A 21591-nucleotide genomic window follows, 5' to 3' on the forward strand; every position below is an offset into this window, starting at 1 on the left:
TCTTTAGTTTGAACTCAAACACTTGGGTAAAGGTGATCAACTGTCGTTCAGATAGTGCTTTACCCTACTGGGAATTGAACGAGGTCCATTTTAAAGATGAAGGGATTTTCGAAGTTTTTAGGAGAGACTTGCAGTTTACGCAAAGGAGCTTAACCTGCCTTTCGAGCAAAATTGGTCAAAGAGATTCCTTTGGTCGGTTTGGTAAAGTTTAGGGCCTTTGGTGCATTGCACAAAAACGATACCAGCGCCTACGCTGGGATCGAGAATAAAAAAACGATTGGAACAGTTGGTAACGAGCGATTTCTGCTGGAAACCTATTTAACAGGCAAGAGGTTAGAACATGATCATAGGGGCTGCCAAGGAAGTCCTTGACGGGGAACGTCGGGTCGCGTTGACGCCGGACAGCGCCCAACAGCTGCAAAAGCTGGGATATGAGTGCGCTATTGAATCCGGCGCCGGTGAAGCTGCAAACTTCTCTGACACAGATTATAAAGATGCTGGCGTAAAGGTTATCGCAGATGCAAAAACGCTCTGGGAAACCGCAGATATTGTTATCAAAGTCCGTCCGCCCGAAGCGTCTGAACTGGAACTGACACACGAGGGACAAACCCTCATCAGCTTCTTCTGGCCAGCGCAAAATGGTGAGCTTCTTCAGCAGTTTGCCGACAAAAAGGTCAACGTGCTGGCGATGGATATGGTGCCGCGTATCTCACGTGCACAGAAGATGGATGCTCTGTCATCCATGGCCAACATCGCTGGTTACCGCGCTGTTATGGAAGCTGGCAACAACTTCCCACGCTTCTTCACCGGCCAGATCACCGCTGCCGGTAAAGTGCCACCAGCCAAAGTGCTCGTCATCGGCGCTGGCGTTGCTGGTCTTGCCGCAATTGGTGCTTCAACCTCTCTTGGCGCGATCACCCTTGCGTTCGACGTTCGCCCGGAAGTGGCTGAACAGGTCGAATCCATGGGCGCTGAGTTCGTTTATCTGGACTTTGAGGAAGAGCAGCAGGACGGCGCCTCCACTGGCGGCTATGCCTCTGTTTCTTCTCCAGAATTCCGCGAAGCGCAGCTGGCGAAATTCCGCGAATTAGCACCAGGTGTTGACATCGTCATCACCACAGCACTGATCCCAGGCCGCGATGCGCCTGAGCTCTGGACCGAAGACATGGTCCAGTCCATGAAGCCGGGTTCTGTGATTGTTGACCTTGCTGCTGAAAAAGGCGGCAACTGTAAACTGACCAAGATGGACGAGAAGATCGTAACCGACAACGGCGTCACCGTGATCGGCTACACTGACTTCCCATCCCGCATGGCAACGCAGTCCTCCACGCTTTACGCGACCAACATCCGCCACATGATGTTTGATCTGACCCCTGAGAAAGACGGTCAGGCCAATATCAACATGGAAGACGATGTTATCCGCGGTGCAACGGCAACCAAAGATGGGGAAATCACCTTCCCGCCACCAAAGCCGAAGATTGCTGCAATTGCTGCCCAAAAGCCAAAGGCACCTGAGAAAACCCCTGAGGAACTCGCGGTTGAAGAGGCTGCGGCTGCCAAAGCTGCCGGTCGCAAACAGCTCGGTCTTCTGATTGGCGGTGGTGCTGTTATGGCGTTGATAGGTGCCTATGCGCCTGAAAGCTTTATGCAACACTTCATCGTGTTTGTCCTCGCAGTGTTTGTTGGCTTCCAGGTCATCTGGGGTGTGGCTCACTCCCTGCATACACCGCTTATGGCTGTTACCAACGCAATCTCCGGCATCATCATTCTGGGCGCCGTGCTGCAGCTTGGCTCTGGCAGCTGGATCGTCTGGTTCCTCGCAGGCATCTCGGTGCTGATCGCATCGGTCAATATCGTTGGTGGGTTTATGGTTACGCGCCGTATGCTCCAGATGTTCAACAAGTCTTAAGCGGGGGAGGGAAGCATTATGTCTATTGGACTTCAAACCGCCGCTTATATTGCGGCAACCGTACTCTTCATCCTGTCTCTGGGCGGTCTGTCCAATCAGGAAAGCGCAAAACGCGCTGTTTGGTTTGGCATCGTCGGTATGGCACTGGCTGTTCTTGCAACAGTCTTCGGTGCAGGCGTTGACCTGACAAGCCCAGCCGTTTTGATCATGTTGCTTGTGACTGTAACCGTTGGCTCCACTGCCGGCGTGATTGTGGCTCAACGCGTTGAAATGACTGGCATGCCGCAGCTTGTGGCTGCTCTGCACTCCTTCGTGGGTCTGGCTGCTGTGTTCATCGGCATCAACTCTGATATCGCTCCACCAGCAGGTTTGGCAGGCGCGGAGCTGGTTATCCATGAAGCTGAAATCTTCATCGGCGTCTTCATCGGCGCAATTACCTTTACCGGCTCTATCGTCGCTTACGGCAAACTTGCTGGCAAGGTCGGCGGTAAGGCACTTCTGCTGCCGGGTCGTCATGCTCTCAACGCAGGCTTGCTCATTCTCGCAGTGATCCTGATGTTCATGTACATGAACCACGCAGGTTCCTGGACGCTCTACCTGATGACCCTGATCGCCTTCTTCATCGGTTGGCACATGGTTATGGCTATCGGCGGCGCGGACATGCCCGTTGTTGTTTCCATGCTGAACTCCTACTCCGGTTGGGCAGCAGCGGCGACAGGCTTCTTGCTTGGCAACGACCTGCTGATCGTTACAGGTGCTCTGGTTGGTTCTTCCGGTGCGATCCTCTCTTACATCATGTGTAAGGCAATGAACCGTCACTTTGTCTCTGTTATTCTGGGCGGTTTTGGCACTACAACGGGGCCAGCTCAGGAAATCGAAGGCGAGATGGTTCCAACTGATACGGACTTCGTAGCTGAAACACTCAATGATGCAGATAGTGTTGTGATTGTACCAGGTTACGGCATGGCTGTTGCTCAGGCACAGCAGTCTGTTTCTGAGCTGACTAAGCGTCTGCGTGCAAAAGGCAAAAACGTCCGCTTCGCAATCCACCCGGTTGCAGGCCGTCTGCCAGGCCACATGAACGTGCTGCTCGCTGAAGCGAAAGTGCCTTATGATATCGTTCTGGAAATGGATGAGATCAACGATGACTTCCCTGATACGGATGTTGTCATCATCATCGGCGCCAACGACATTGTGAACCCAGCTGCTCAGGAAGATCCAAACTCACCAATCGCTGGCATGCCAGTTCTGGAAGTTTGGAAAGCCAAGCACGTGTTCATCTCCAAGCGTGGTCAGGGCACCGGTTACTCCGGTATCGAAAACCCACTGTTCTACAAAGAGAACTCCCGCATGTACTACGGTGATGCGAAGAGCTCTATGAACAACCTACTGGGTAAGATCAGCTAGTTTGGTCCGTAATTGATGTACAAAAAGCCCCGGAGCGTTCTTCACGTTCCGGGGCTTTTTTTCTTCATCGTCACAAAAAAGTAAGTCGTATATCTATTTTACGTTTATCTTATATGTATCTGAAAAGTAATTCATTTGACTACCTTGAACATACTTCGGCATTGAATAGCTGGTCTTAAATGTATCCTTGCCGCGATAGCCTTTCTCCGGAGTATATACAACAACAACTGCGTTGAACTTCTTTCCGTAACAGCGTCTACCTTTAGGTGGGCTATATGTTGTTCTGCGAATTTGTACGCTTCCATGCTTAGGTTCAACTTTAACCTTCACCTGAGCAATTGGGCCTGACGTACATTGGTTTTGATCGTAATAGACATGTCCGTTAACAACAGACGCTTTGCGTGCTGGGACATCGCGCGAATGCGTTTCCGCAGCAGCGGTACTTAGACCCGCAACTAAAAACGCTACTCCAGCAATATACTTGATCATCTTATTTCCCCACCAAGTTCACTTATAGTTGCTTCAGTTTTCAAACCTTTTAGGCAGAAGGAACGAAAGAAGCAAAGAGCCAGTGACTCTATGTCTATTCAATCACAACTATATGGGGTAGATATACGCAAGTATATGATATTGATAAGGAACGCGTAGCCGCTTAACCACGCGCTCCCAACAGACTACTGACAGCCTAGCTTCTCCAGCAGTTCAGGGTCTGCTGCTTTGGTTGTGTCACTTCCCAGCTTGCCATCATATCCACACACGAGCACTTTTGCTGTTTCGTCGATCATGTCAGGTTGATCAGTGAAAGCTACCATGCCGGAACCGAGCAAGGTGTAAAGGCCGGTTGAGTTTGGCGGAGACAAGTAACCTTCTGCCTGAACCAATCCGACTTTCCCATCAAAGATGCCGGTTTCAAGCGATGTCGCACGGATACTGCCAGCCTCAGGAACCCCTGTAACCCGGATAACATCACCAGACTGAACGTGTTGCGGAATAATGCCTGCAATCAGCGTGTTACCGATTTGGGGAACATTGCTTGCACCAACAGAAAGATTGCTGCCGATGATAACAGCGGACTGGCGGGGCGGAACAACCTCGACACGTGTTGCAACCACGTCCTCATCTTGCCACAGACCGCTGATTGCCACCCAATCTCCTTGTTTCACCGTGGTCGCAATAGCTTCTGGTACGTGAACGAACGTTCCCATAATCTCAAAGGTTCTGCCTGCCTCATCCGACTTCACCTCAGAAACCGGGCCAATGATCGGCACAATTCTGCGGATACTTTGCGCTTCCCAGTTTGCACCAGTCAGGGCTGCAACAACAGCGACAGTATCTCCGGGCACCAACTGCGAGGCCGTCAGTGGTCCAAGTTCATTTTTGACCAGCAGGTCTGGAGGGAAGGTGATGCGCTGATCATTTACAATGATGCTGCCAAGGCGCGTAATCGTGCCAACAATGCCTGTCCCTAAAATACCACCTTCACGCTCTTCCTCTGCATAGCCTGCAGCTGGAGCGATCAGAAAAGTGGATGCAATTAAAGCGGAAAGTGTGTGCCTCCAAACCATTACGCAGCAGCCTCATCTGATTTTGGCTTTTTTTTTGGAAGGACGTAGGCCCCAAAGGCAAAACGGCCATTGGCGGTCTGTTCCGCATCATTCATTTGCATCTCCCGTGCCAGAGCGTTGACTTCTTCCAAAAGCATCTGGGCTTTCTCTTGCGTCAACCTGTTCAGAGTCTCCACTGACTCCTCTGACAAATGCGAATAGCGCAGGATTCGATCAAAATTGAGAGCTTCTCCCTGAGGGGCAATTAAGTTGTGGGTAGCGGCTGATAAATGGGTCGAAAGCGTCGCCTGATAGGCGGCAACTTGCTCTGCGCTTCCAGGTGTCGGCAAAAGGGCATGAGTCAATAAACGATAAAATCCGTCATCTAATTCCGCAACGACACCCTGCTCAATGAGTGCCTCAAGCACGGTTCCAGGTGCCATATCTGCGCGTGTAAGGCGAACCAACTCATCAAAGCCTGGTTCCTTGTCACTGCCTTGTCGCGGCAAATTTCGGGGCGTTCCTTCTGCGCTTTGAAACTCTGGGGCCGTCGCCCAGTAACTGATCGCCAGAGCCGTCGCATTGACGGATTTCTTGAGAGAACTGCCGTTTTCGTCGGATCGTAACCGTTTGACATCTTTGCGGTGAATACCGGTTTTAAGGCTGACACGGCTATCGGTCGTCTTGCCGGGAGTTTCTTCAATTGCGGCCTGGAGCAGGGCCCGTTTTAGTGCCTCGGTCGCTGGCCCGATTGTGACGCCACGCGCCACCATCGCTTTTGCCAGTGGGGCAAGGAGCGCTGTGAGGGCAGTCTCAAAAGGGTCTGTTTGCTCGGGACTCATTTCCGTTTCCTGTGCTGTCCAGTTCTCTAATCATTACACCAGAATTTTTCATCCTACGAATTCGTTACTGCCAGTTGAACACTTGTTATACTCAAATGGGAATTTTTCCCATTATTTAGGATCAGTGATTATCACCATAAGAGGGACTCGCCATGCGGGATATTGCTGCAGATTATCTAAATGACATTCGGCCAGTGTTTCCGGCCATGCCAAAACTGACAGGAGTTGCACCACGCAATCCGCTTCTGTCGGCATTAAGCGATTTTGATCAGGAACGTTTTCTGGATTTTGGATGGGGACCAGAAACCGCTCCACGTTTTCCAACTATCATTTCCGCAATGAACCACTTTATGACTGCACAGCCAAATGCCGTTGCAGCCGAATATCAAGACCAGGAAATCAGCTACGGTGAGCTGAATGAAGCCGCTAACCGGCTCGCTCACACTTTGGCACAGCACGGCGTAAAGAGAGGAGACGCCGTTTGCTTGTACCTGCATCGTTCCATTCCAATGTTGGTTGGTATTGTTGCAGCCCTACGCGTTGGTGCAGCGTATATTCCGCAGCATGTGGGTGTTGCGCCACAAAAGGCATTGAACCACATAGCTGCTGTGACTGGTGCCGAAGTCATCCTAACGCTGCGCAGCCTTAAAGATCAGGTGCCCGTCGCCGAAGGGCAAACTCTCATCGCGATAGAAGATGTGATCGAGGATGAAACTCTGCCGACCACGCCAGTAGAGGGCGAACAACATAAAGCACAGCCAGACGATCTGTGCATGATCCTGTTCACCTCTGGCACCACAGGCGTCCCGAATGGCGTTCAGGTTACCCATAAAAACCTCTGCAACATATTGCAAACCAGCCCCGGTGATCTCGGTATGCGTCCGGGGTTGCGGGTGGGTCAAATTCTTTCAATCGCCTTTGATATGGCGGCTTGGGAAACTCTTGGCGCTGTTTCAAACGGCGCTACGCTGGTTATTCGCGGCAAAAGCATTCAGGAAACAGCCGAAAAGGTAGACGTGCTGATTGCAACACCGTCAATCCTGAACTCGCTTGACCACAGCCGTTGCCAGCAAGTGCAAACTGCTGCTGTTGCAGGCGAACCATGCCCAAGACCACTTGCAGACGCATGGAGCAGCTTCTGCCGCTTCTACAATTCTTGTGGCCCAACAGAAACCACTATCATCAACACGGCTGAGCCGCATTATCCGGGCAAGGAAATCCTCTCCATAGGTCGTCCGACACCCAACAACACGGTCTATGTACTAGACGAAAACTTACGGCCCGTTGCCATTGGCGAGAAGGGCGAAATGTGGGCTGGTGGTGATTGTGTGACTGCTGGATACCTCGCCAATCCTGAGCTTACGCTTGACCGTTATCGTCCAGACCCGTTCTGTCCCGGTCACATGATGTTCCGCACCAAAGACCTTGGTCGCTGGACCAACACAGGTGAGTTGGTACATTTTGGGCGGGTTGATGATCTGGTCAAAATCCGTGGTTTCCGTGTGGAACTGGACGGTGTTTCCAACACATTGGAAGCAACGGAAGGCTGTGATCAGGCAGTAACGCTCAAGTTCGACAGCCGCAATCTGGTTGCCTTCGTCAGTCCGGCGAATGTGTGCACCAACACTGCGGCCCAGTCCGTGAAAGACAAACTTCCTTACTATTGTAGTCCAACGCTGATCCTTTCCATGGATGAGTTGCCTCGCACACCACGCGGGAAGTTGGACAAGCGCCTGCTTTTGAAGCTGGCACAAGACCATATTGACGCTCAGGGTGTGGAGTTAAATTAATGACTATTGAAGCAACAACTGCTGAAACTCGCAGTTACAACTGGCGACGGATAACGCGCCATCCATCCTTGATGGAGTACAATCGACTGGTGATGCTGGTCGCCGTGGTCAACATTGCAGTCTTCATCGCAGGTTTACAGGATGGACGCTGGTTTGCAGAAACTGGCTTTGCTCTTGGTGCTATTGCAGATATGGCGCTGATCAACCTGTCTCTTGGCATCCTCATCCGGCAGCAACGGGTGGTCAACGCCTTGTTCTGGCTGGCAACCCGCATTCCAACCAGCTGGCCGCTGTGGCTTCGTTGGGGCGCTGGCAAGGTGTTCCATTTCGGGGGGCTTCACTCCAGCAGCACGGTGTCCGGCACAATCTGGTTTGGCTTCCTGCTTTACGCCATGGTTGCGAACCGCGTTGAAGGTGCAACGCTTCCATCAGACCGGACGCTTGCTCTCAGTGGGGCAATGGTCGCGTTGATGGTTCTGCTGATCGTCACGGCACAAGGAGGTTTCCGCGCGCGCCATCACAACACCTTTGAGAAGGTGCACCGTTTTGTTGGTTGGACAGTGCTTGGCTTGTTTTGGGCACAGACTGTTTCTATCACACAGGATACTGGCGGCATTCTTATGGAAACTCCTGCATTCTGGATGCTCTGCCTCATCACACTGTCCATCGTTTCACCTTGGCTCTCGTTGAAACGCGTTAAAGTGGATGTGGTCAAGCCATCCAACCATGCAGTTTTGGCGAAGTTCGATTATGGCGATACGCCATTCCCGGGCAGCTCAAACGCAATCAGTCACACTCCATTTGGGGAGTATCATGCGTTTGCAAATATCCCATCTCCAGCTGAGCCAGGCTATCGCCTCGCCATCAGTCGGGCAGGGGATTGGACCGGAGACTTTATTGAAAACCCGCCAAGTCATGTTTGGGTGAAGGGCATCACCACCTCTGGTGTCGCGCGTATTGAGGTGCTGTTCAAGAAGGTCGTTTACGTTGGGACTGGTTCTGGCATTGGTCCAATTGTGCCGCATCTGCTCGCAGGCGAAGTGCCGAATAAAGTAATCTGGTCAACACGTAATCCGCGCAAAACGTATGGTGATGCTTTCGTTAATGAGATTGAGGCAAGCACTGAGAACCCGGTGATCTGGGACACAGACTCCCAAGGTAAACCAGACCTGACCGCATTAACTTTGAAAGCGGTTGAGGAGAGTGGAGCCGAAGCTGTCATCGTCATTTCCAACCAGAAACTGACCCGCAAACTTGTTCATGACATGGAAAGCTTCGGCATTCCGGCCTATGGCGCAATCTGGGATAGCTGATCATGTATGAAACTATTGAAACATCCGTCGAAGGGCGCGTTGCGACCATTCGCTTCAATCGCCCAAAGGCTCTGAATGCGCTTAACTCTCAGGTTCTGGAAGAGGTGCTGGACGCTGCGACCAAATACGATGCAGATCCTGCCATCGGTTGTCTTATCCTGACAGGCAACGAGCGAGCCTTTGCAGCAGGTGCTGATATCGCAGAGCTTAATGTGCAGGATTACGCAAGCATGTACGCCAGCAACTTCTTCACCGGATGGGATCGTTTTGCTGCGCTTCGTATTCCGAAGATTGCGGCGGTCTCTGGCTATGCCTTGGGAGGCGGCTGTGAGGTCGCCATGATGTGCGATATTATTTTGGCATCAGACACCGCCAGATTCGGCCAACCGGAAGTGAAGATCGGCTGTATTCCGGGTATTGGTGGGTCTCAGCGTCTGACCAAGCTGGTTGGTAAAGCACGGGCCATGGATCTCATCCTCACAGGCCGCATGATTGATGCGCAAGAGGCTTACGACATGGGTCTCATTAGCAGAAAGATCCCTGCAGATGAGCTGATGTCCGTTGCAAATGAAACAGCAAAGACTATTGCTGGCTATGCACGCGACATCACGATGATGGCACGGGCCTGCGTGAATGCGGCGGATGAAAACTCATTGGAAAATGGCATTCGCTTTGAACGGCAGATGTACCATGCCTTGTTTGGCTCTCCCGCACAGAAAGAGGGCATGGCCGCCTTCCTAGAAAAGCGTCCGCCAAACTTCAATGAGCAAGCAGAGCTGGAAGATGCTTAAATAAATGAGAGGCGCCCGGATACCATGTGAACATTCCGGGCGTTTCACTTTTTAGATATCAGTCACCGATAAACGGATTGTCTCGCAAGCGCTCAGCGGCGAAGTCAACGAATGACCGCACTTTTGCGCTGGCTCGTCGGCCTTCCATATAAACGATATGGACTGGAAGCGGCTCAGGCTCATAGTCCTCCAGCGCCAATTGAAGCACGCCATTCGCTACATCTTTTGCTACCTGATAGGACAGCAAACGGGTAATACCAGCCCCACCTATAGCGGCCTGAATAGCTGCACAATTGTGATTACAGCGCAAATGCGGGCTGATCTTCACCACCTCAGTCTTCTCACCGGCAAACTTCCAATGGCTGCTCGTTTCAACCGAGGTCGGCTGGATAATCTTGTGCGTTGTAAGGTCTGACGGTGTTTGCGGTGTGCCGTGCTCACTAAAATACGATGGTGAAGCACAAATCACGCGGCGGATACTGCCTACGCGGGTGGCATAGAGCCCGGAATCCTGCAGATGCCCGATGCGGAATGCGACATCCAGATTATCTTCCACCATGTTGACGATGCGATCATAGAATTCCGCATTGGCGGTCACTTCAGGGTAGAGTTCGAGGTACTCTGTGATCAGCGGGATGATGTACTTCTGCCCAAACAGTATGGGCGCTGTGATGGAAAGCTCGCCGATTGGCTTGGCATAACTGCCGCTGACAAACGCTTCTGCCTGTTCGACACTCTCCAGAATGCCTTTTACATCGCAAAGATAGTGCCGGCCCGCATCCGTCAGGCGAACGTGGCGCGTGGTTCGGTTGAATAATCTTGTTCCGAGAGATTGCTCCAGCCGGGCAATGGAGCGAGTGACGGCAGGAGCTGAAAGGCCAAGCTTTTTGCTGGCTTCCACGAAGCTTTCCCGTTCAGCGACTTCTACAAACACCTGCATTGTTTCAAGCTTATCCATTTCAATCCCACAATCACGCTCATTTATTACACTGAGTGTAATAGTGAATTGCACAGAAGCCCAATTATTTCCTTTCAAACATTGGTTACATGAAGACCATCATCCGATTTCAAAAAATGGAGATAAAATAATGTCACGCATTCCTACCCCATCTTCCATTGAGGCAGCTCCTCAGGACTCCCAGGCTTCCCTTCAGGCCGTCAACTCTCAGCTCGGCTCCGTGCCAAATCTGTTCCGAATTGTTGCCAACAGCCCGCAGGCGCTGGAAGGTTACCTCGGTTTGAACGGCGCGCTCGGCAAAGGAACACTGCCTGCTGCTACGCGTGAGCGTCTCGCGTTGGCCGTTGGCGAGCAGAATGGCTGTAACTACTGCCTCTCCGCGCATACTTACCTTGCATCCAACCTTGCCAAGCTCTCTGCTGATGAAATTGCCAAGAACCGCCGCGGCAGTTCTGAAGATGCGAAAGCAGCCGTTGCTGTCGAGTTTGCTGTCGCAATCGTCAAAAACCGCGGAAAGGTTTCTGATGCGCAGGTGCAGGCTGTACGCGACGCTGGTTATTCCGATGCTGAGCTCGTTGAGATTGTTGGCCATGTCGCTCTGAACACGCTGACCAACTACATGAACGAAGTTTTGGGAACCGAAGTGGACTTCCCTGCTGTTAAAGAACTTGCCTGACACCATGGGCGGGTGGAGCCCAATCCACCTGCCACCCTTCCGGAGATCGTCATGACCAGACCACCACTCCCTCCATTCACACGGGAAACAGCCAGCATCAAAATCCGTGCGGCGGAAGATGGCTGGAACTCTAGAGATCCGCAAAAGGTAGCTCTGGCCTATACGCCAGACTGCCAATGGCGGAACAGAGCAGAATTTGTAACTGGACGCCCTGAGATTGAGCAGCTGCTCACTCGCAAATGGACCCGAGAGCTCGATTACCGCCTTATTAAAGAGCTATGGGCCTTTGAGGGAGACCGGATCGCGGTTCGCTTTGCCTACGAGTATCATGACGACTCCGGACAGTGGTTCAGAGCCTACGGCAATGAAAACTGGGAGTTTGCAGAGGACGGCCTCATGAAGCGCCGGATTGCAAGCATCAACGAGCATCCGATCACACCAGAAGAACGCAAGTTCCATTGGCCGCTGGGTCGCCGCCCTGATGATCATGCAAGCCTGAGTGATCTGGGTCTTTAACTGGAGGAAACCCCATGTATTCCAGTGATATTGCCTTCACTCCCACAGTGAAAGCGATCCAGAGCCGCAAAGGCTCGCGACGCGGCTATGCCAGCATGGAAGAGGGCGGTGGTTGGAAGAACGAAGTAACAGAAGAACTGGCGCGGTACATCGCCGATCAGCGCAGTTTCTTTCTGGCAACGTCCAATGCTGATGGCCAACCCTATATTCAGCATCGCGGGGGCCCAACCGGGTTCCTTAAGGTGTTGGACAATCGCCACCTCGGGTTTGCGGATTTTCGCGGCAACCGTCAGTACATCAGTCAGGGAAATCTGGAGGATAATTCCAAAGCCTTCATATTTCTAATCGATTACGTGCAAAAGACGCGGATCAAGATCTGGGGCACAGCTAAGGTCATCGAGGATGACCCAGGCTTGATTGAACAGCTGATGGACTACGATCAACCCTATCGTGCAGCACCAGAGCAGGCAATTATCTTCAGTGTTGATGCATGGGATGCCAACTGCCCGCAGCACATTCCAGTGCGCATCGACGCAGATTGGATCAAATCCGCTCTGGAAGAAAAAGAACAGAAGATCGCTGAACTGCAAGAGCAAATCCATAAGCTGCAAAGCGCAGTACAAGCGAACTGATTATATCGAATAGCGGGTGAGCAAACTCTCTCGTTACTGCGTATTCCCGAAACTTATCTGGCCCTAATATCGGAAATACGCACTACCTCTCACAACTATTGTGCCCCCCCATAAAAATCACCCCATTGCTTCCTTTCAATCTCAGTGACCGCACTCAGTAGCTTTTCGCTGAACGCATCTGCCAGGACAGACGCTGGCCGCTGTGATGGCAGCAAGATTGAGATTGCCAGCACCACCTTGGGTGCAAACGGGCGGAAAACGAGAGAGCTGTGTTCCCGTGCAGTGTTCAGATACCCATCCGCTGTCATTGGGTCACAAATGCAATAGCACAAGCCATCTTCCACCAGCTTCAGTGCAGGGAGGAAGTTGCGTAACTCGAAGCGTTGATTGAACACCGCTTTCTGCTCATCAAATGCCATCCGCGTGGAAACGCAATTTGGATGCATCTCTGGCAGTGTCGCCAATGGCTTGCCCGAAAGGTCTTTCGCTTCAATAATCTCCTTGCGTGCCAATGGATCATCGCTGCGCAAAGCACAAATGCAATTGAGCAGGAAATCATGCGTGATCAGCGCACTGTTGGGAGCGGGAGTTTCTGCCAGTCCCACATCATATTGCTGAGAGGCGACCCACTCTTCAATCACGTTAGACCCGCGCATCATCAGCGAAACCTTCACCTCCGGCTTGTCATGCACAAACTCTGAGATCAGTTGCGGAATAAGCACCTGAGAGGAGGCCGGCATGAACGCCACGTTGAGCCGACCCTGCTGCAAGGAGCCAATCTCGCGCATGGTCCGTGTCGAACGGGCGAGGCGGTCCAGAATTGCTTCTGCTTCCCCCAAAAAGAACTGCGCTTCCGGTTTTCGGAGGAGTTTACCGCGCTGACGTTCAAACAGTTCGATCCCCAGTTCCTGTTCCAGATTGGAAATCAGAGAACTTACTGCAGGTTGCGTCCGACCAAGGATACGTGCCGCCTCAGAGATTGAGCCCGTTCGCATAACTTCACGAAATGCCTGCAACTGTCGAAAACTCAGGTTCATGTAACCGCCTGTTATTGTGAGGCAATTATATGCCCTATAATTTTTTTCTATACCTTAATAGATTAAATCACTTTGATTTTATAGGTCAATATCGAAATCTTCCCAGAACAGCGCTGCGGACATCTACTTAGGGAGGATTGCTGATGGATCGCTTAATGAGCCTGCTGCTGACGGGGCTGATATGCCTTGTTGCACTGGGCCAATTTGTACAGGTGATCACGCGATACCTGCTTGAAATTCCAGTTCTGGGGCTGGAAGAAAGTCTGCTTTATCCAACAATGTGGCTCTACATGGTGGGCGCGGTCAACGCATCCCGTGAAAACAGCCATATCCGCGCCAACGTTCTGGAAATCTTCCTTAAAACACCGAAGCAAGTGGCCGTGCTCGCCCTCATTGGGGAAGCATTGAGCCTCGCGATTGGTTGTTGGCTCACTTACTGGGCATGGGATTTCACCAAATATTCTATGCGTGTGTGGCGTGAAAGCCCGACCCTCTACATCCCGACTTTTTACGTGGACATATCACTGATCACCGGCCTTGTCCTGATGATGGTGTTCACCGCAATCCAGCTGGGCCGACACATCCATCAGGTTTTGACAGGGACGTTCCCTGAGCCGCTCCCAACCTCCACAGAATCCCCAAAAGAGGAGCTGGCCTGATATGGTTGAGATCGCACTTCTTTCCGTTGCAGTTCTCGTAATTTTGCTCACTCTTGGCGTACCGCTGCCTTACTGCTTTGGCGCGGGTCTGATGACCATGTACTTCGCTGGTGACGTCATCATGAAGGGCAACATGCTTTGGGGCTTCCAGCAGCTCGGCAATCCGGTTCTGCTTGCTATTCCGCTGTTTGTTCTGGCGGGCACGATTATGAGCGTCAGCGGTATCGCTGCCAGTTTGCTCAACTTCGTCAACATCTTCATCGGCCATTTACGTGGCGGTCTGGGCGTTGTGGCAACCGTCAGCTGTGCATTGATCGGTGCAATTTCCGGCTCTGGCCTGACTGGCGTGGCCGCCATTGGTCCACTCCTCATTCCTGAGATGGAAAAGCAGGGCTACCCGCGTGCCTATGCAACTGCGCTCATCGCCAACGCATCCTTGCTTGGCCTGCTGATCCCACCAAGCGTGACCATGATCGTCTACGGCTGGGTGACTGACACGTCCATCCTCGCCTGCTTCCTCGCAACGCTTGGCCCAGGCCTGCTGATCATGTCCAGTTTCTCCGTTGTAAACCTGCGCCTGGCGCGCAAGTTTGACCTGAAACTGGAAGACCGCCCACGCGGCAAAGCATTTGTGCAGGAAGCCAGCCACCGCGGGTTCAAGGCAACCCCAGCGCTTCTCATGCCAGTTATCATTCTTGGCGGCATCTACGGCGGCATCATGACCCCGACAGAAGCTGCGGCTGTTGCAGTGATTTACGCGATCCCTGTCGGTTTCCTTATCTACCGCGGACTGGATGCCAAAACATTCCTCGGGGCAGGTAAAGAGGCCGCAACCTCCGTTGGCGCGATCATGCTGATGATCCTGTTCTCCATGATCCTCTCCCAGATGTTCGTGCTGGAAAGTGTGCCGCAGGAACTGGTGGAAGCGATCTTCTCCATCACCGAGAACAAGGTACTGCTGCTAATCCTCATCAACATCCTGCTCTTCCTTGTGGGCATGGTGGTGAATGACGTGACCGCGATCATCCTGATTGCGCCGCTGCTGCTGCCGCTCATGGAAGCCATCGGCATCAGCCCGATCCAGTTTGCGGCGATCATGGGCGTCAACACAGCTATGGGCGGCGTAACCCCTCCATACGCTTCGATCCTCTATCTGGGCGCACGCATCGGCAAGGTGCCAGTCACGCAAGTGATCCGCCCGGCCATGATCCTGATCCTGTTTGGCTATCTGCCAGTGGTGTTCCTGACCTCCTTCTGGGCAGACCTGTCTCTCTTCATTCCCCGGCTCTTTGGTTACTGACCCCATCACCAGACAAGAGCCCAAAGCGAGCTGTGGGAGCAGCTCCGATAACAGCAACCTCAGTTGCGATTGAAAACAAAACACAGAGGTGAACTATGATTTTGAAGGCATTGAAAACGACCCTTGCGCTGGCAACCATCATTGGTGGTGTAAGTGCAGCATCCGTCGCACACGCCAAAACGCTGAAGATCAGCCACATCCGTCCGCAAGGCGCAACTGTTGATCTGGAAGTGAAAGACCTTGCTGAAGAGTTGAAGAAAGCAACCAATGGCGACCTGAAGATGAAGATCTTCGCAGCAAGCGCACTGGGTGACTACACCACCGTACAGGAGCGAATTTCTGTTGGTGCGATCGACATGGCCGTGCAGCCAGCAGCAACCGCTGTTGAGCGTAAAATGCAAATCAGTGCCTTCCCATATGTGGCTGAAAACTGGGAGCAGGCGCAAAAAATCTACGGTCCGGGTGGCGCAATCCATGACGCGATGAAAGAGCTTTACGCCAAGCAGGACATCACCATGCTGGCAGCTTATCCGGTGTACTTCGGCGGTATCGCGCTGAACCGTGATGCGGTGGTTCCAGGTGATCCAAACGCTGACAAAGGCATCAAAGTTCGTGTGCCTGGTATCAAAAGCTTCCAGCTGACAGCAGATGCTCTGGGTTACATCAGCTCCCCAATCCCATTCTCCGAAGCCTTCACCGCTGTTCAGACCGGTGTTGTTGATGGCGTCGTGGGCTCCGGTGCTGAAGGCTACTACGCGTCATTCCGTGATGTTGCGAAGACCTACATCCCAGTCAACACGCACTTCGAAGTCTGGTACCTGATCATTAACTCCGAACGTTTTGAAGGCCTTGATGAAAGCTCCCGCAAAGCTCTCGTAGAAGCAGCAAAAGAGTTTGAAGCAAAGCGTTGGGCTAAAGCAGAGTCCGATCAGGGTGCGTTTGAGCAGAAACTGGCAGACTACGGCGCAACCATCGTCAATCTCTCTGATGATGAGTTGGCAGCAGCGGCCAAGAAAGTACGCGCAGACGTATGGCCACAGATCCTGAACGACGTTGGTGCGGACTGGGGTCAGTCCATTCTTGAAAAAATCAAGAACTAACAGTCTACACCGATAGGTCTCCAAAGGATCAGGCAGCTTTGTTCCCTAACCGGATCCCAATCCCGGTTTCACCTGAACTGCCTGATCCGCCCGGTTTCATTGGGAAACCCACTTGTTTTAAAGCTTGCCACTAAAGGTCAGGTCCAATGTTCCGCTCACTGCGCAAACCCGAGACCCAAAGCGTCTCCATCAACATCAACGGGCAGATGGTTCAGGTTGCTGAAGGCTCCAGCCTTTGGGCAGCCATGGCGTTGCACGGTGAAACACAAACTCGCCTTGCTTCAGTCTCGGGCCAACAACGCTCCGCCTATTGCGCCATGGGCGTGTGCTTTGAGTGTCTCGTTGAGGTCAATGGTGTGCCAAACCAGCAAGCCTGTCTGACAACAGTAGAAGAGGGCATGCACGTCTGTAGCCAACACCTGACCGAACAATCCATTGCTGCACTTCATCAAAAAGAGAGTGCTGATCATGAGTGACATTTTCGATATTGCTATTATCGGTGCAGGCCCGGGCGGCATGTCCGCTGCGCTAGAGGCCGCACAGCAGGGAGCTTCGGTCGCTGTGCTTGATCGCAAAGCGACCCCCGGCGGTCAGATCTACCGGGATGTGACGCAGAGCCCGCTATTGGACCCTTCCGTGCTCGGCAGTGAATACACCGAGGGCGCAGAGCTGGTTCAAGCCTTTCTTGAGGCAGGCATTGACTACCATCAGAATGCGGATGTCTGGCATATCGGAGACAACGGCGAAGTCCTGTACTCGCAAGACAATCAGACCCGCCGACTTGTTGCGCGTGAACTCATTATCAGCCCGGGTGCAATGGAGCGTCCGTTTCCTATTGAAGGCTGGCACTTGCCGGGGGTGATGACAGCAGGCAGCGCACAGGTGATGCTCAAATCCGACGGCATGGTCAAAGATGGCGCTATCTTTGCTGGTACCGGTCCATTGCTTTACCTGATCGTAGCGCAGTATCTTCGGCTTGGCGTACCCGTCAACGCTGTGGTGGACACAACGCCCGCTGGCGGGGTTGGACGCGCGATGCAGCACGTTGGTGGTGCGCTCCGCAAACCAGCTTATCTTATCAAAGGCCTGAAGCTCCTCAATGAAATTCGCTGTGCTGGCGTTCCCGTCTTTCGCCATGCCTCCAACTTGAGCATACTCGGAGGAAGCAAGGCCGTTGGCCTGCAGTTTCAACAGGATGGCCGAACCCACTCCATCAATGCTGATCATGTATTCCTGCATCAAGGCGTCATACCTAACCTCAACATGACGCGGGCGCTCGGTATGGAGCACCATTGGGCAGAGCAGCAACTGTGCTGGACACCAGTACTGGATGACTGGGGTCAGAGCTCAATCCCGCACATTGCTGTGATTGGTGATGCAGCAGGCATTCAGGGTGCTGAAGCAGCTCGCCACGCAGGTCGCCTTGCTGCGCTCAAAGCTATGAATAAACTTGGCAAACTCAGCGAGGCAAGTCTGCAGCAACAAAGTTCTGATCATCTAAGAGCCATGAAGTCCTTCAAAGCCTTCCGCAGTTTTCTTGATGCGTATTATGCACCAACACCAGAGCATCGCATCCCCACTGCGTCCAACACGCTGGTATGCCGCTGTGAAGAGCAAACAATGGGTCAGCTGCGTGCTGGTTTTGAGCAAGGTGCGAAAGACCCGAACGCGCTTAAAGCATTGACCCGCTGCGGAATGGGCCCGTGTCAGGGCCGCCAATGCGGGCATACCGTCAGTGAATTGCTTGCTGACTGGCAGAACAAGTCTGTTTCTGACATCGGCTATTATCGCCTGCGCTCTCCGCAAAAGTTACTCAGTGTTGATGAGTTAAGTCAGTTCCAAAACATCAAACCAGCAAAAAAACCGGCTGAGGTGTCCGCATGAATTTTGATGCAATCATCATTGGCGGCGGCATTCACGGCAGCGCAACGGCTTACTATCTGTCCAAGGCTGGTATGAAGACGCTGGTGCTGGAAAAGGACTATGTTGGCCGTCATGCCTCCGGTGTCAACGCAGGTGGTGTGCGGTTGTTAGGCCGAGATTTTGCTGAGGTGCCGCTCTCCAAAGAAGCCATGTCCCGCTGGCAAACACTGGATGATGAGCTTGAGAGCGATACTGGCTTTCGCAGGCGTAGCCTGATCAACATTGCCATTGATGACGCAGACATGAGCACGATCAAGACCCGGATCACTAAGCTCACCGGATTGGGTTACGATCACGAAATACAGGTCGACCAGCAGGAACTGCGCGAGCGATTGCCTCATGTGGCGCATAACTGCGTGGGCGGCGTAGTGTCTGAACAAGACGGCTATGCTATCCCTTACAAGGCAACCAGTGCCTTTCGCCGAGCAGCTGAACGATTTGGTGCAACATTTCACGAAGGTGAAGCACTCGTAAACCTGCGCCAGATTGGTGATGCTTGGCAGGTGCGAACCGACAAAGCCAGCTATGACACAGGCCTTGTGATCAACTGCTCTGGAGCATGGGCGGACAAAACGGCCATGATGATGGGCGACAACACCCCACTCTCTCACAGCGCACCTATGTTGATGATCACCGCTCGTATGCCGCATTTTGCTGATCCTGTCGTAGGCGCCATCTCACGTCAGCTGTCGTTCAAGCAGTTCGAAAATGGCACTGTGCTCATCGGTGGCGGCGCCAAAGGTTTTGCGGATCGTGATAATAATCGGACAACGCTGGACTACAAAAAGCTGGCTCTTGCGGCTGAAACCACCAAGACTTTTTTCCCGATCATGAAGACAGCGGTTATCAACCGTATGTGGGCAGGACTGGAAGCTTACATGCCCGATAACCTACCGGTGATTGGGGCGGGGGTGAATGCCCGCAATGCCTACCATGCCTTCGGGTTTTCCGCCCATGGGTTCCAGCTCGGACCAGTCGTTGGTGATGTACTCGCGCAGTTGATCACCACAGGAAAAACCAGTTTTGACCTGAACCCGTTCCGCATCGACCGCTTTGAACGCAAGGTTCTTTAGCTCCCAAGATTTCCAAGACAACAGGAAAGTAAACCATGACAATTGAACGCGTGGATTCTAACCACCGCATGAGTAAGATCGTGAAGCACAACGGCACAATTTATCTGTGCGGACAGACGGCTGCTGATGATCCAAGCTGGGACATCACCGAACAGACAAAACGCTGTCTGGCCAAAGTTGATGCCCTGCTGGAACAAGCTGGCAGCGATCGCAACAAGATCCTGTCCACCACCATCTATGTGCGCGATATGAAAGACTTCGCTGCGATGAACGCCGTGTGGGATGCCTGGGTTGCAGAGGGTGAAAAACCAGCACGTGCCTGCGTTGAAGCACGTATGGCTCGTCCAGATATTCTGGTTGAGTTTACTGTGGTTGCAGCTCAATAAAACACAGAGAGCCTGTGGTAATCACGGGCTCTTACCAAGCCCTGCTATTTCTGTACGAGCCCTTCCACCATCACCTCCCAGGAAGCAAGGAAGCGCCGTTCCACTTCGTTGTTGGTGCCTTCCAAACGGCTGAGGATCAAGGTGCCCTCAAACAGCTCGACAATTGCTTCCACAATATGCGTTGCATTTGCCTGCCGGATAACGCCATTTTCCATTCCCTCAATAATCTGCTCACTAATACGCGTGCGAAGCAGACCAAAGAACTTCTTTAAAACCACACGCGCCACATGGTGCTTGTAAAACTCCACCCAAATCGCGGTCAGCTCAGAATGTGTACCAAGATAGATGAGGGTGGTGACACAAATGGACTGAATCCGTTCCAGAACATCTGTATCTGATGCAGTTTCTTCTTTAATTTGCTGAACGATCTCGTCGTCACACATTTGCAGATATTCCGCCAGAATCTCATCCTTACTGGCGAAAATGGATCCGATAGTTTGCTGTGAAAGCCCGGTTTCCTTGGTAATCTCTTTGAATGTGGTGTTGAAGTAACCGTTGCGTGCGAAACAACACAACGCCCCATTGAGAATGATCAAACGATCATCCTGCAGAGCAGGAGCGGCATCCTCTCTCCGTTGCTGGGGGTCGTCCATAAACGCTCTCCACACGCTGGTTTGCAGACTCTTTTAGAGCTGAAAGTCGGCATCCTTCAGGAACTCAGCGGAAAAGCTAGCATGCAATCACGGAGTTGAGGTCGCACGATGTTGAGCAAGGTTGATACGCTTTTCTCCCCTTCACTAAGCTCAAAGCTTCTATTGATTTGAGTTTGACGAATTCGCGTAAGTTTACAAACTTGTAACTTTCATGTCCGGCAGCCGAAATTACAGCTCAGGTTAAAGATAGGTTGTTTACGTTTTTAGGGTCTCTTTTCCGGATTTCCTTCCACCAATCAGCAAGCAACTCAGCACAAACTGACTTAATCACGGATCAAAACTGAGTTGATCGCCCAACAGTTTGCTCAGCGCAGCATGGCATCTTTCACACCAATTATTTTGGAAGGGTGTCCTTATGAAGCTCAAGATTCTACTGATTACCGGTGACTTTGGTGAGGACTACGAAGTCATTGTTCCGTTCATGCTGCTGAAAGCCATCGGTTATGAAGTTCATGTTGCCTGTCCTAAAAAACGGGAGGGTGAAACGGTCGCCTCATCCATTCACGATATCAATAAGGACTATCAAACAGTCACTGAATGGGAAGGACACCGGATCAACATCAACGTGTCTCTTGAGCATCTGAACCCAGCCGATTACATTGCCCTTGTACTGCCCGGAGGTCGCTCTTGCGAATACTTACGCACGTATCCGATTGTCCGTGATGTAACATCTCATTTCATCAAGGAAAACAAGCCGATCGCTTCCATTTGCCGTGGGGTGCAGATCCTGCTTGCCACGGGGCTTTTGAAGGGCAAAACCATGACGGGGAACTTCGTGTGCCAGACAGAGGTTCAGATGGCTGGCAACACCTACGAGAAGCTGGGGTACGAAGGCGTCGTGGTCGACGGAAACATCGTCTACGGCGTGGAATGGCATGGCCTTTGGACGTGGATGCAAGCCTTCATGGAAAAGCTCGAAGTAGCAATAGATATACCCCCTAAGGGTGGGCATGTGAAACCTGTTCCGGGAGAAGGGTATGCATTGAAGAACCTGAAGTAAGTTCGGTTAGAGCACCCAAAAT

General features: G+C 52.3%; 22 protein-coding genes. 16 read left to right on the forward strand and 6 right to left on the reverse strand.

The window, feature by feature from the left end; translation table 11 throughout:
* The first annotated feature begins 340 nt into the window (after positions 1 to 340).
* Together PsAD26_RS11815 and PsAD26_RS11820 are read left to right on the forward strand one after the other, a co-directional pair.
* Complete coding sequence (locus PsAD26_RS11815; protein ID WP_063310581.1) at positions 341 to 1909, forward strand: Re/Si-specific NAD(P)(+) transhydrogenase subunit alpha; 1569 nt, start codon at positions 341 to 343, stop codon at positions 1907 to 1909.
* Between the two features lie 18 nt (positions 1910 to 1927).
* A complete protein-coding gene (locus tag PsAD26_RS11820; RefSeq protein WP_063310582.1) occupies positions 1928 to 3316 on the forward strand; it encodes an NAD(P)(+) transhydrogenase (Re/Si-specific) subunit beta in 1389 nt (462 codons plus the stop codon).
* Between the two features lie 93 nt (positions 3317 to 3409).
* Here the strand turns inward: PsAD26_RS11820 and PsAD26_RS11825 are convergent, their stop codons facing one another.
* The 3 genes from PsAD26_RS11825 to PsAD26_RS11835 form a co-directional block, all read right to left on the reverse strand.
* A complete protein-coding gene (locus tag PsAD26_RS11825; protein ID WP_063310583.1) occupies positions 3410 to 3805 on the reverse strand; it encodes a hypothetical protein in 396 nt (131 codons plus the stop codon).
* A gap of 185 nt (positions 3806 to 3990) precedes the next feature.
* Entirely contained in the window at positions 3991 to 4881 is an 891-nt protein-coding gene (locus PsAD26_RS11830) for a DUF5666 domain-containing protein (RefSeq protein WP_063310584.1), read from the reverse strand.
* Positions 4881 to 5702, reverse strand: a complete 822-nt coding sequence (locus tag PsAD26_RS11835; protein WP_063310585.1) for a DUF6502 family protein — start codon at positions 5700 to 5702, stop codon at positions 4881 to 4883. The genes PsAD26_RS11830 and PsAD26_RS11835 overlap by 1 nt, the downstream gene beginning before the upstream one ends.
* A 152-nt stretch (positions 5703 to 5854) precedes the next feature.
* Between PsAD26_RS11835 and PsAD26_RS11840 the strand changes: the two genes are divergently transcribed.
* Genes PsAD26_RS11840 through PsAD26_RS11850 form a run of 3 tightly spaced genes read left to right on the forward strand, consistent with a single transcriptional unit; the run spans position 5855 to position 9596 of the window.
* The gene (locus PsAD26_RS11840) at positions 5855 to 7492 is read left to right on the forward strand and encodes an amino acid adenylation domain-containing protein (protein ID WP_063310586.1); all 1638 of its coding nucleotides are present in this window, start codon (positions 5855 to 5857) and stop codon (positions 7490 to 7492) included.
* Positions 7492 to 8805, forward strand: a complete 1314-nt coding sequence (locus PsAD26_RS11845; protein ID WP_063310587.1) for a hypothetical protein — start codon at positions 7492 to 7494, stop codon at positions 8803 to 8805. Before PsAD26_RS11840 ends, PsAD26_RS11845 begins: the two co-directional genes overlap by 1 nt.
* Positions 8806 to 8807: 2 nt before the next feature.
* Complete coding sequence (locus tag PsAD26_RS11850; RefSeq protein ID WP_063310588.1) at positions 8808 to 9596, forward strand: enoyl-CoA hydratase-related protein; 789 nt, start codon at positions 8808 to 8810, stop codon at positions 9594 to 9596.
* 58 nt (positions 9597 to 9654) lie between these two features.
* On the opposite strand, the gene PsAD26_RS11855 is transcribed toward PsAD26_RS11850, so the two are convergent.
* The gene (locus PsAD26_RS11855; RefSeq protein ID WP_063310589.1) at positions 9655 to 10554 is read right to left on the reverse strand and encodes a LysR family transcriptional regulator; all 900 of its coding nucleotides are present in this window, start codon (positions 10552 to 10554) and stop codon (positions 9655 to 9657) included.
* Positions 10555 to 10684: 130 nt separating this feature from the next.
* On the opposite strand from PsAD26_RS11855, the gene PsAD26_RS11860 reads away from it, so the two are divergent.
* From PsAD26_RS11860 to PsAD26_RS11870, 3 genes are read left to right on the forward strand one after another with little or no spacing between them, the layout of a single operon-like run.
* Positions 10685 to 11230 (forward strand): peroxidase-related enzyme, encoded by a 546-nt coding sequence (locus PsAD26_RS11860; RefSeq protein WP_063296063.1) that lies wholly within the window; start codon positions 10685 to 10687, stop codon positions 11228 to 11230.
* Positions 11231 to 11281: 51 nt separating this feature from the next.
* The gene (locus PsAD26_RS11865) at positions 11282 to 11746 is read left to right on the forward strand and encodes a nuclear transport factor 2 family protein (RefSeq protein WP_063287618.1); all 465 of its coding nucleotides are present in this window, start codon (positions 11282 to 11284) and stop codon (positions 11744 to 11746) included.
* 14 nt (positions 11747 to 11760) lie between these two features.
* Positions 11761 to 12378, forward strand: a complete 618-nt coding sequence (locus PsAD26_RS11870) for a pyridoxamine 5'-phosphate oxidase family protein (protein WP_063310590.1) — start codon at positions 11761 to 11763, stop codon at positions 12376 to 12378.
* 95 nt (positions 12379 to 12473) lie between these two features.
* Here PsAD26_RS11870 and PsAD26_RS11875 read toward each other — a convergent pair whose 3' ends face one another.
* Positions 12474 to 13415, reverse strand: a complete 942-nt coding sequence (locus PsAD26_RS11875) for a LysR substrate-binding domain-containing protein (protein WP_063310591.1) — start codon at positions 13413 to 13415, stop codon at positions 12474 to 12476.
* 143 nt (positions 13416 to 13558) lie between these two features.
* On the opposite strand from PsAD26_RS11875, the gene PsAD26_RS11880 reads away from it, so the two are divergent.
* From PsAD26_RS11880 to PsAD26_RS11910, 7 genes are all read left to right on the forward strand, one after another.
* Positions 13559 to 14074 carry a TRAP transporter small permease subunit gene (locus PsAD26_RS11880; protein ID WP_063310592.1) on the forward strand — a complete coding sequence of 172 codons (516 nt, stop codon included), beginning with the start codon at positions 13559 to 13561 and terminating at the stop codon, positions 14072 to 14074.
* Between the two features lies 1 nt (position 14075).
* Positions 14076 to 15374, forward strand: coding sequence for a TRAP transporter large permease (locus tag PsAD26_RS11885; RefSeq protein ID WP_057461316.1), 1299 nt, complete (start codon positions 14076 to 14078; stop codon positions 15372 to 15374).
* Between the two features lie 95 nt (positions 15375 to 15469).
* Positions 15470 to 16474 (forward strand): TRAP transporter substrate-binding protein DctP, encoded by a 1005-nt coding sequence (gene dctP / locus PsAD26_RS11890; RefSeq protein WP_063310593.1) that lies wholly within the window; start codon positions 15470 to 15472, stop codon positions 16472 to 16474.
* Positions 16475 to 16620: 146 nt separating this feature from the next.
* Positions 16621 to 16950 (forward strand): (2Fe-2S)-binding protein, encoded by a 330-nt coding sequence (locus PsAD26_RS11895; RefSeq protein ID WP_063310594.1) that lies wholly within the window; start codon positions 16621 to 16623, stop codon positions 16948 to 16950.
* A complete protein-coding gene (locus PsAD26_RS30340) occupies positions 16943 to 18358 on the forward strand; it encodes an NAD(P)/FAD-dependent oxidoreductase (protein ID WP_063310595.1) in 1416 nt (471 codons plus the stop codon). Before PsAD26_RS11895 ends, PsAD26_RS30340 begins: the two co-directional genes overlap by 8 nt.
* Complete coding sequence (locus PsAD26_RS11905; protein WP_063310596.1) at positions 18355 to 19470, forward strand: FAD-binding oxidoreductase; 1116 nt, start codon at positions 18355 to 18357, stop codon at positions 19468 to 19470. The genes PsAD26_RS30340 and PsAD26_RS11905 overlap by 4 nt, the downstream gene beginning before the upstream one ends.
* Positions 19471 to 19505: 35 nt before the next feature.
* Positions 19506 to 19856 carry a RidA family protein gene (locus PsAD26_RS11910; RefSeq protein WP_063287611.1) on the forward strand — a complete coding sequence of 117 codons (351 nt, stop codon included), beginning with the start codon at positions 19506 to 19508 and terminating at the stop codon, positions 19854 to 19856.
* A gap of 44 nt (positions 19857 to 19900) precedes the next feature.
* On the opposite strand, the gene PsAD26_RS11915 is transcribed toward PsAD26_RS11910, so the two are convergent.
* Positions 19901 to 20509 carry a TetR/AcrR family transcriptional regulator gene (locus PsAD26_RS11915; RefSeq protein WP_063310597.1) on the reverse strand — a complete coding sequence of 203 codons (609 nt, stop codon included), beginning with the start codon at positions 20507 to 20509 and terminating at the stop codon, positions 19901 to 19903.
* Positions 20510 to 20924: 415 nt separating this feature from the next.
* On the opposite strand from PsAD26_RS11915, the gene PsAD26_RS11920 reads away from it, so the two are divergent.
* The gene (locus PsAD26_RS11920; protein ID WP_063310598.1) at positions 20925 to 21569 is read left to right on the forward strand and encodes a DJ-1/PfpI family protein; all 645 of its coding nucleotides are present in this window, start codon (positions 20925 to 20927) and stop codon (positions 21567 to 21569) included.
* Positions 21570 to 21591 lie beyond the last annotated feature (22 nt).

Origin of the sequence: Pseudovibrio sp. Ad26 (assembly GCF_001623285.1) — a bacterium.
In the GTDB taxonomy this organism is placed as follows: Bacteria; Pseudomonadota; Alphaproteobacteria; order Rhizobiales; family Stappiaceae; genus Pseudovibrio; species Pseudovibrio ascidiaceicola.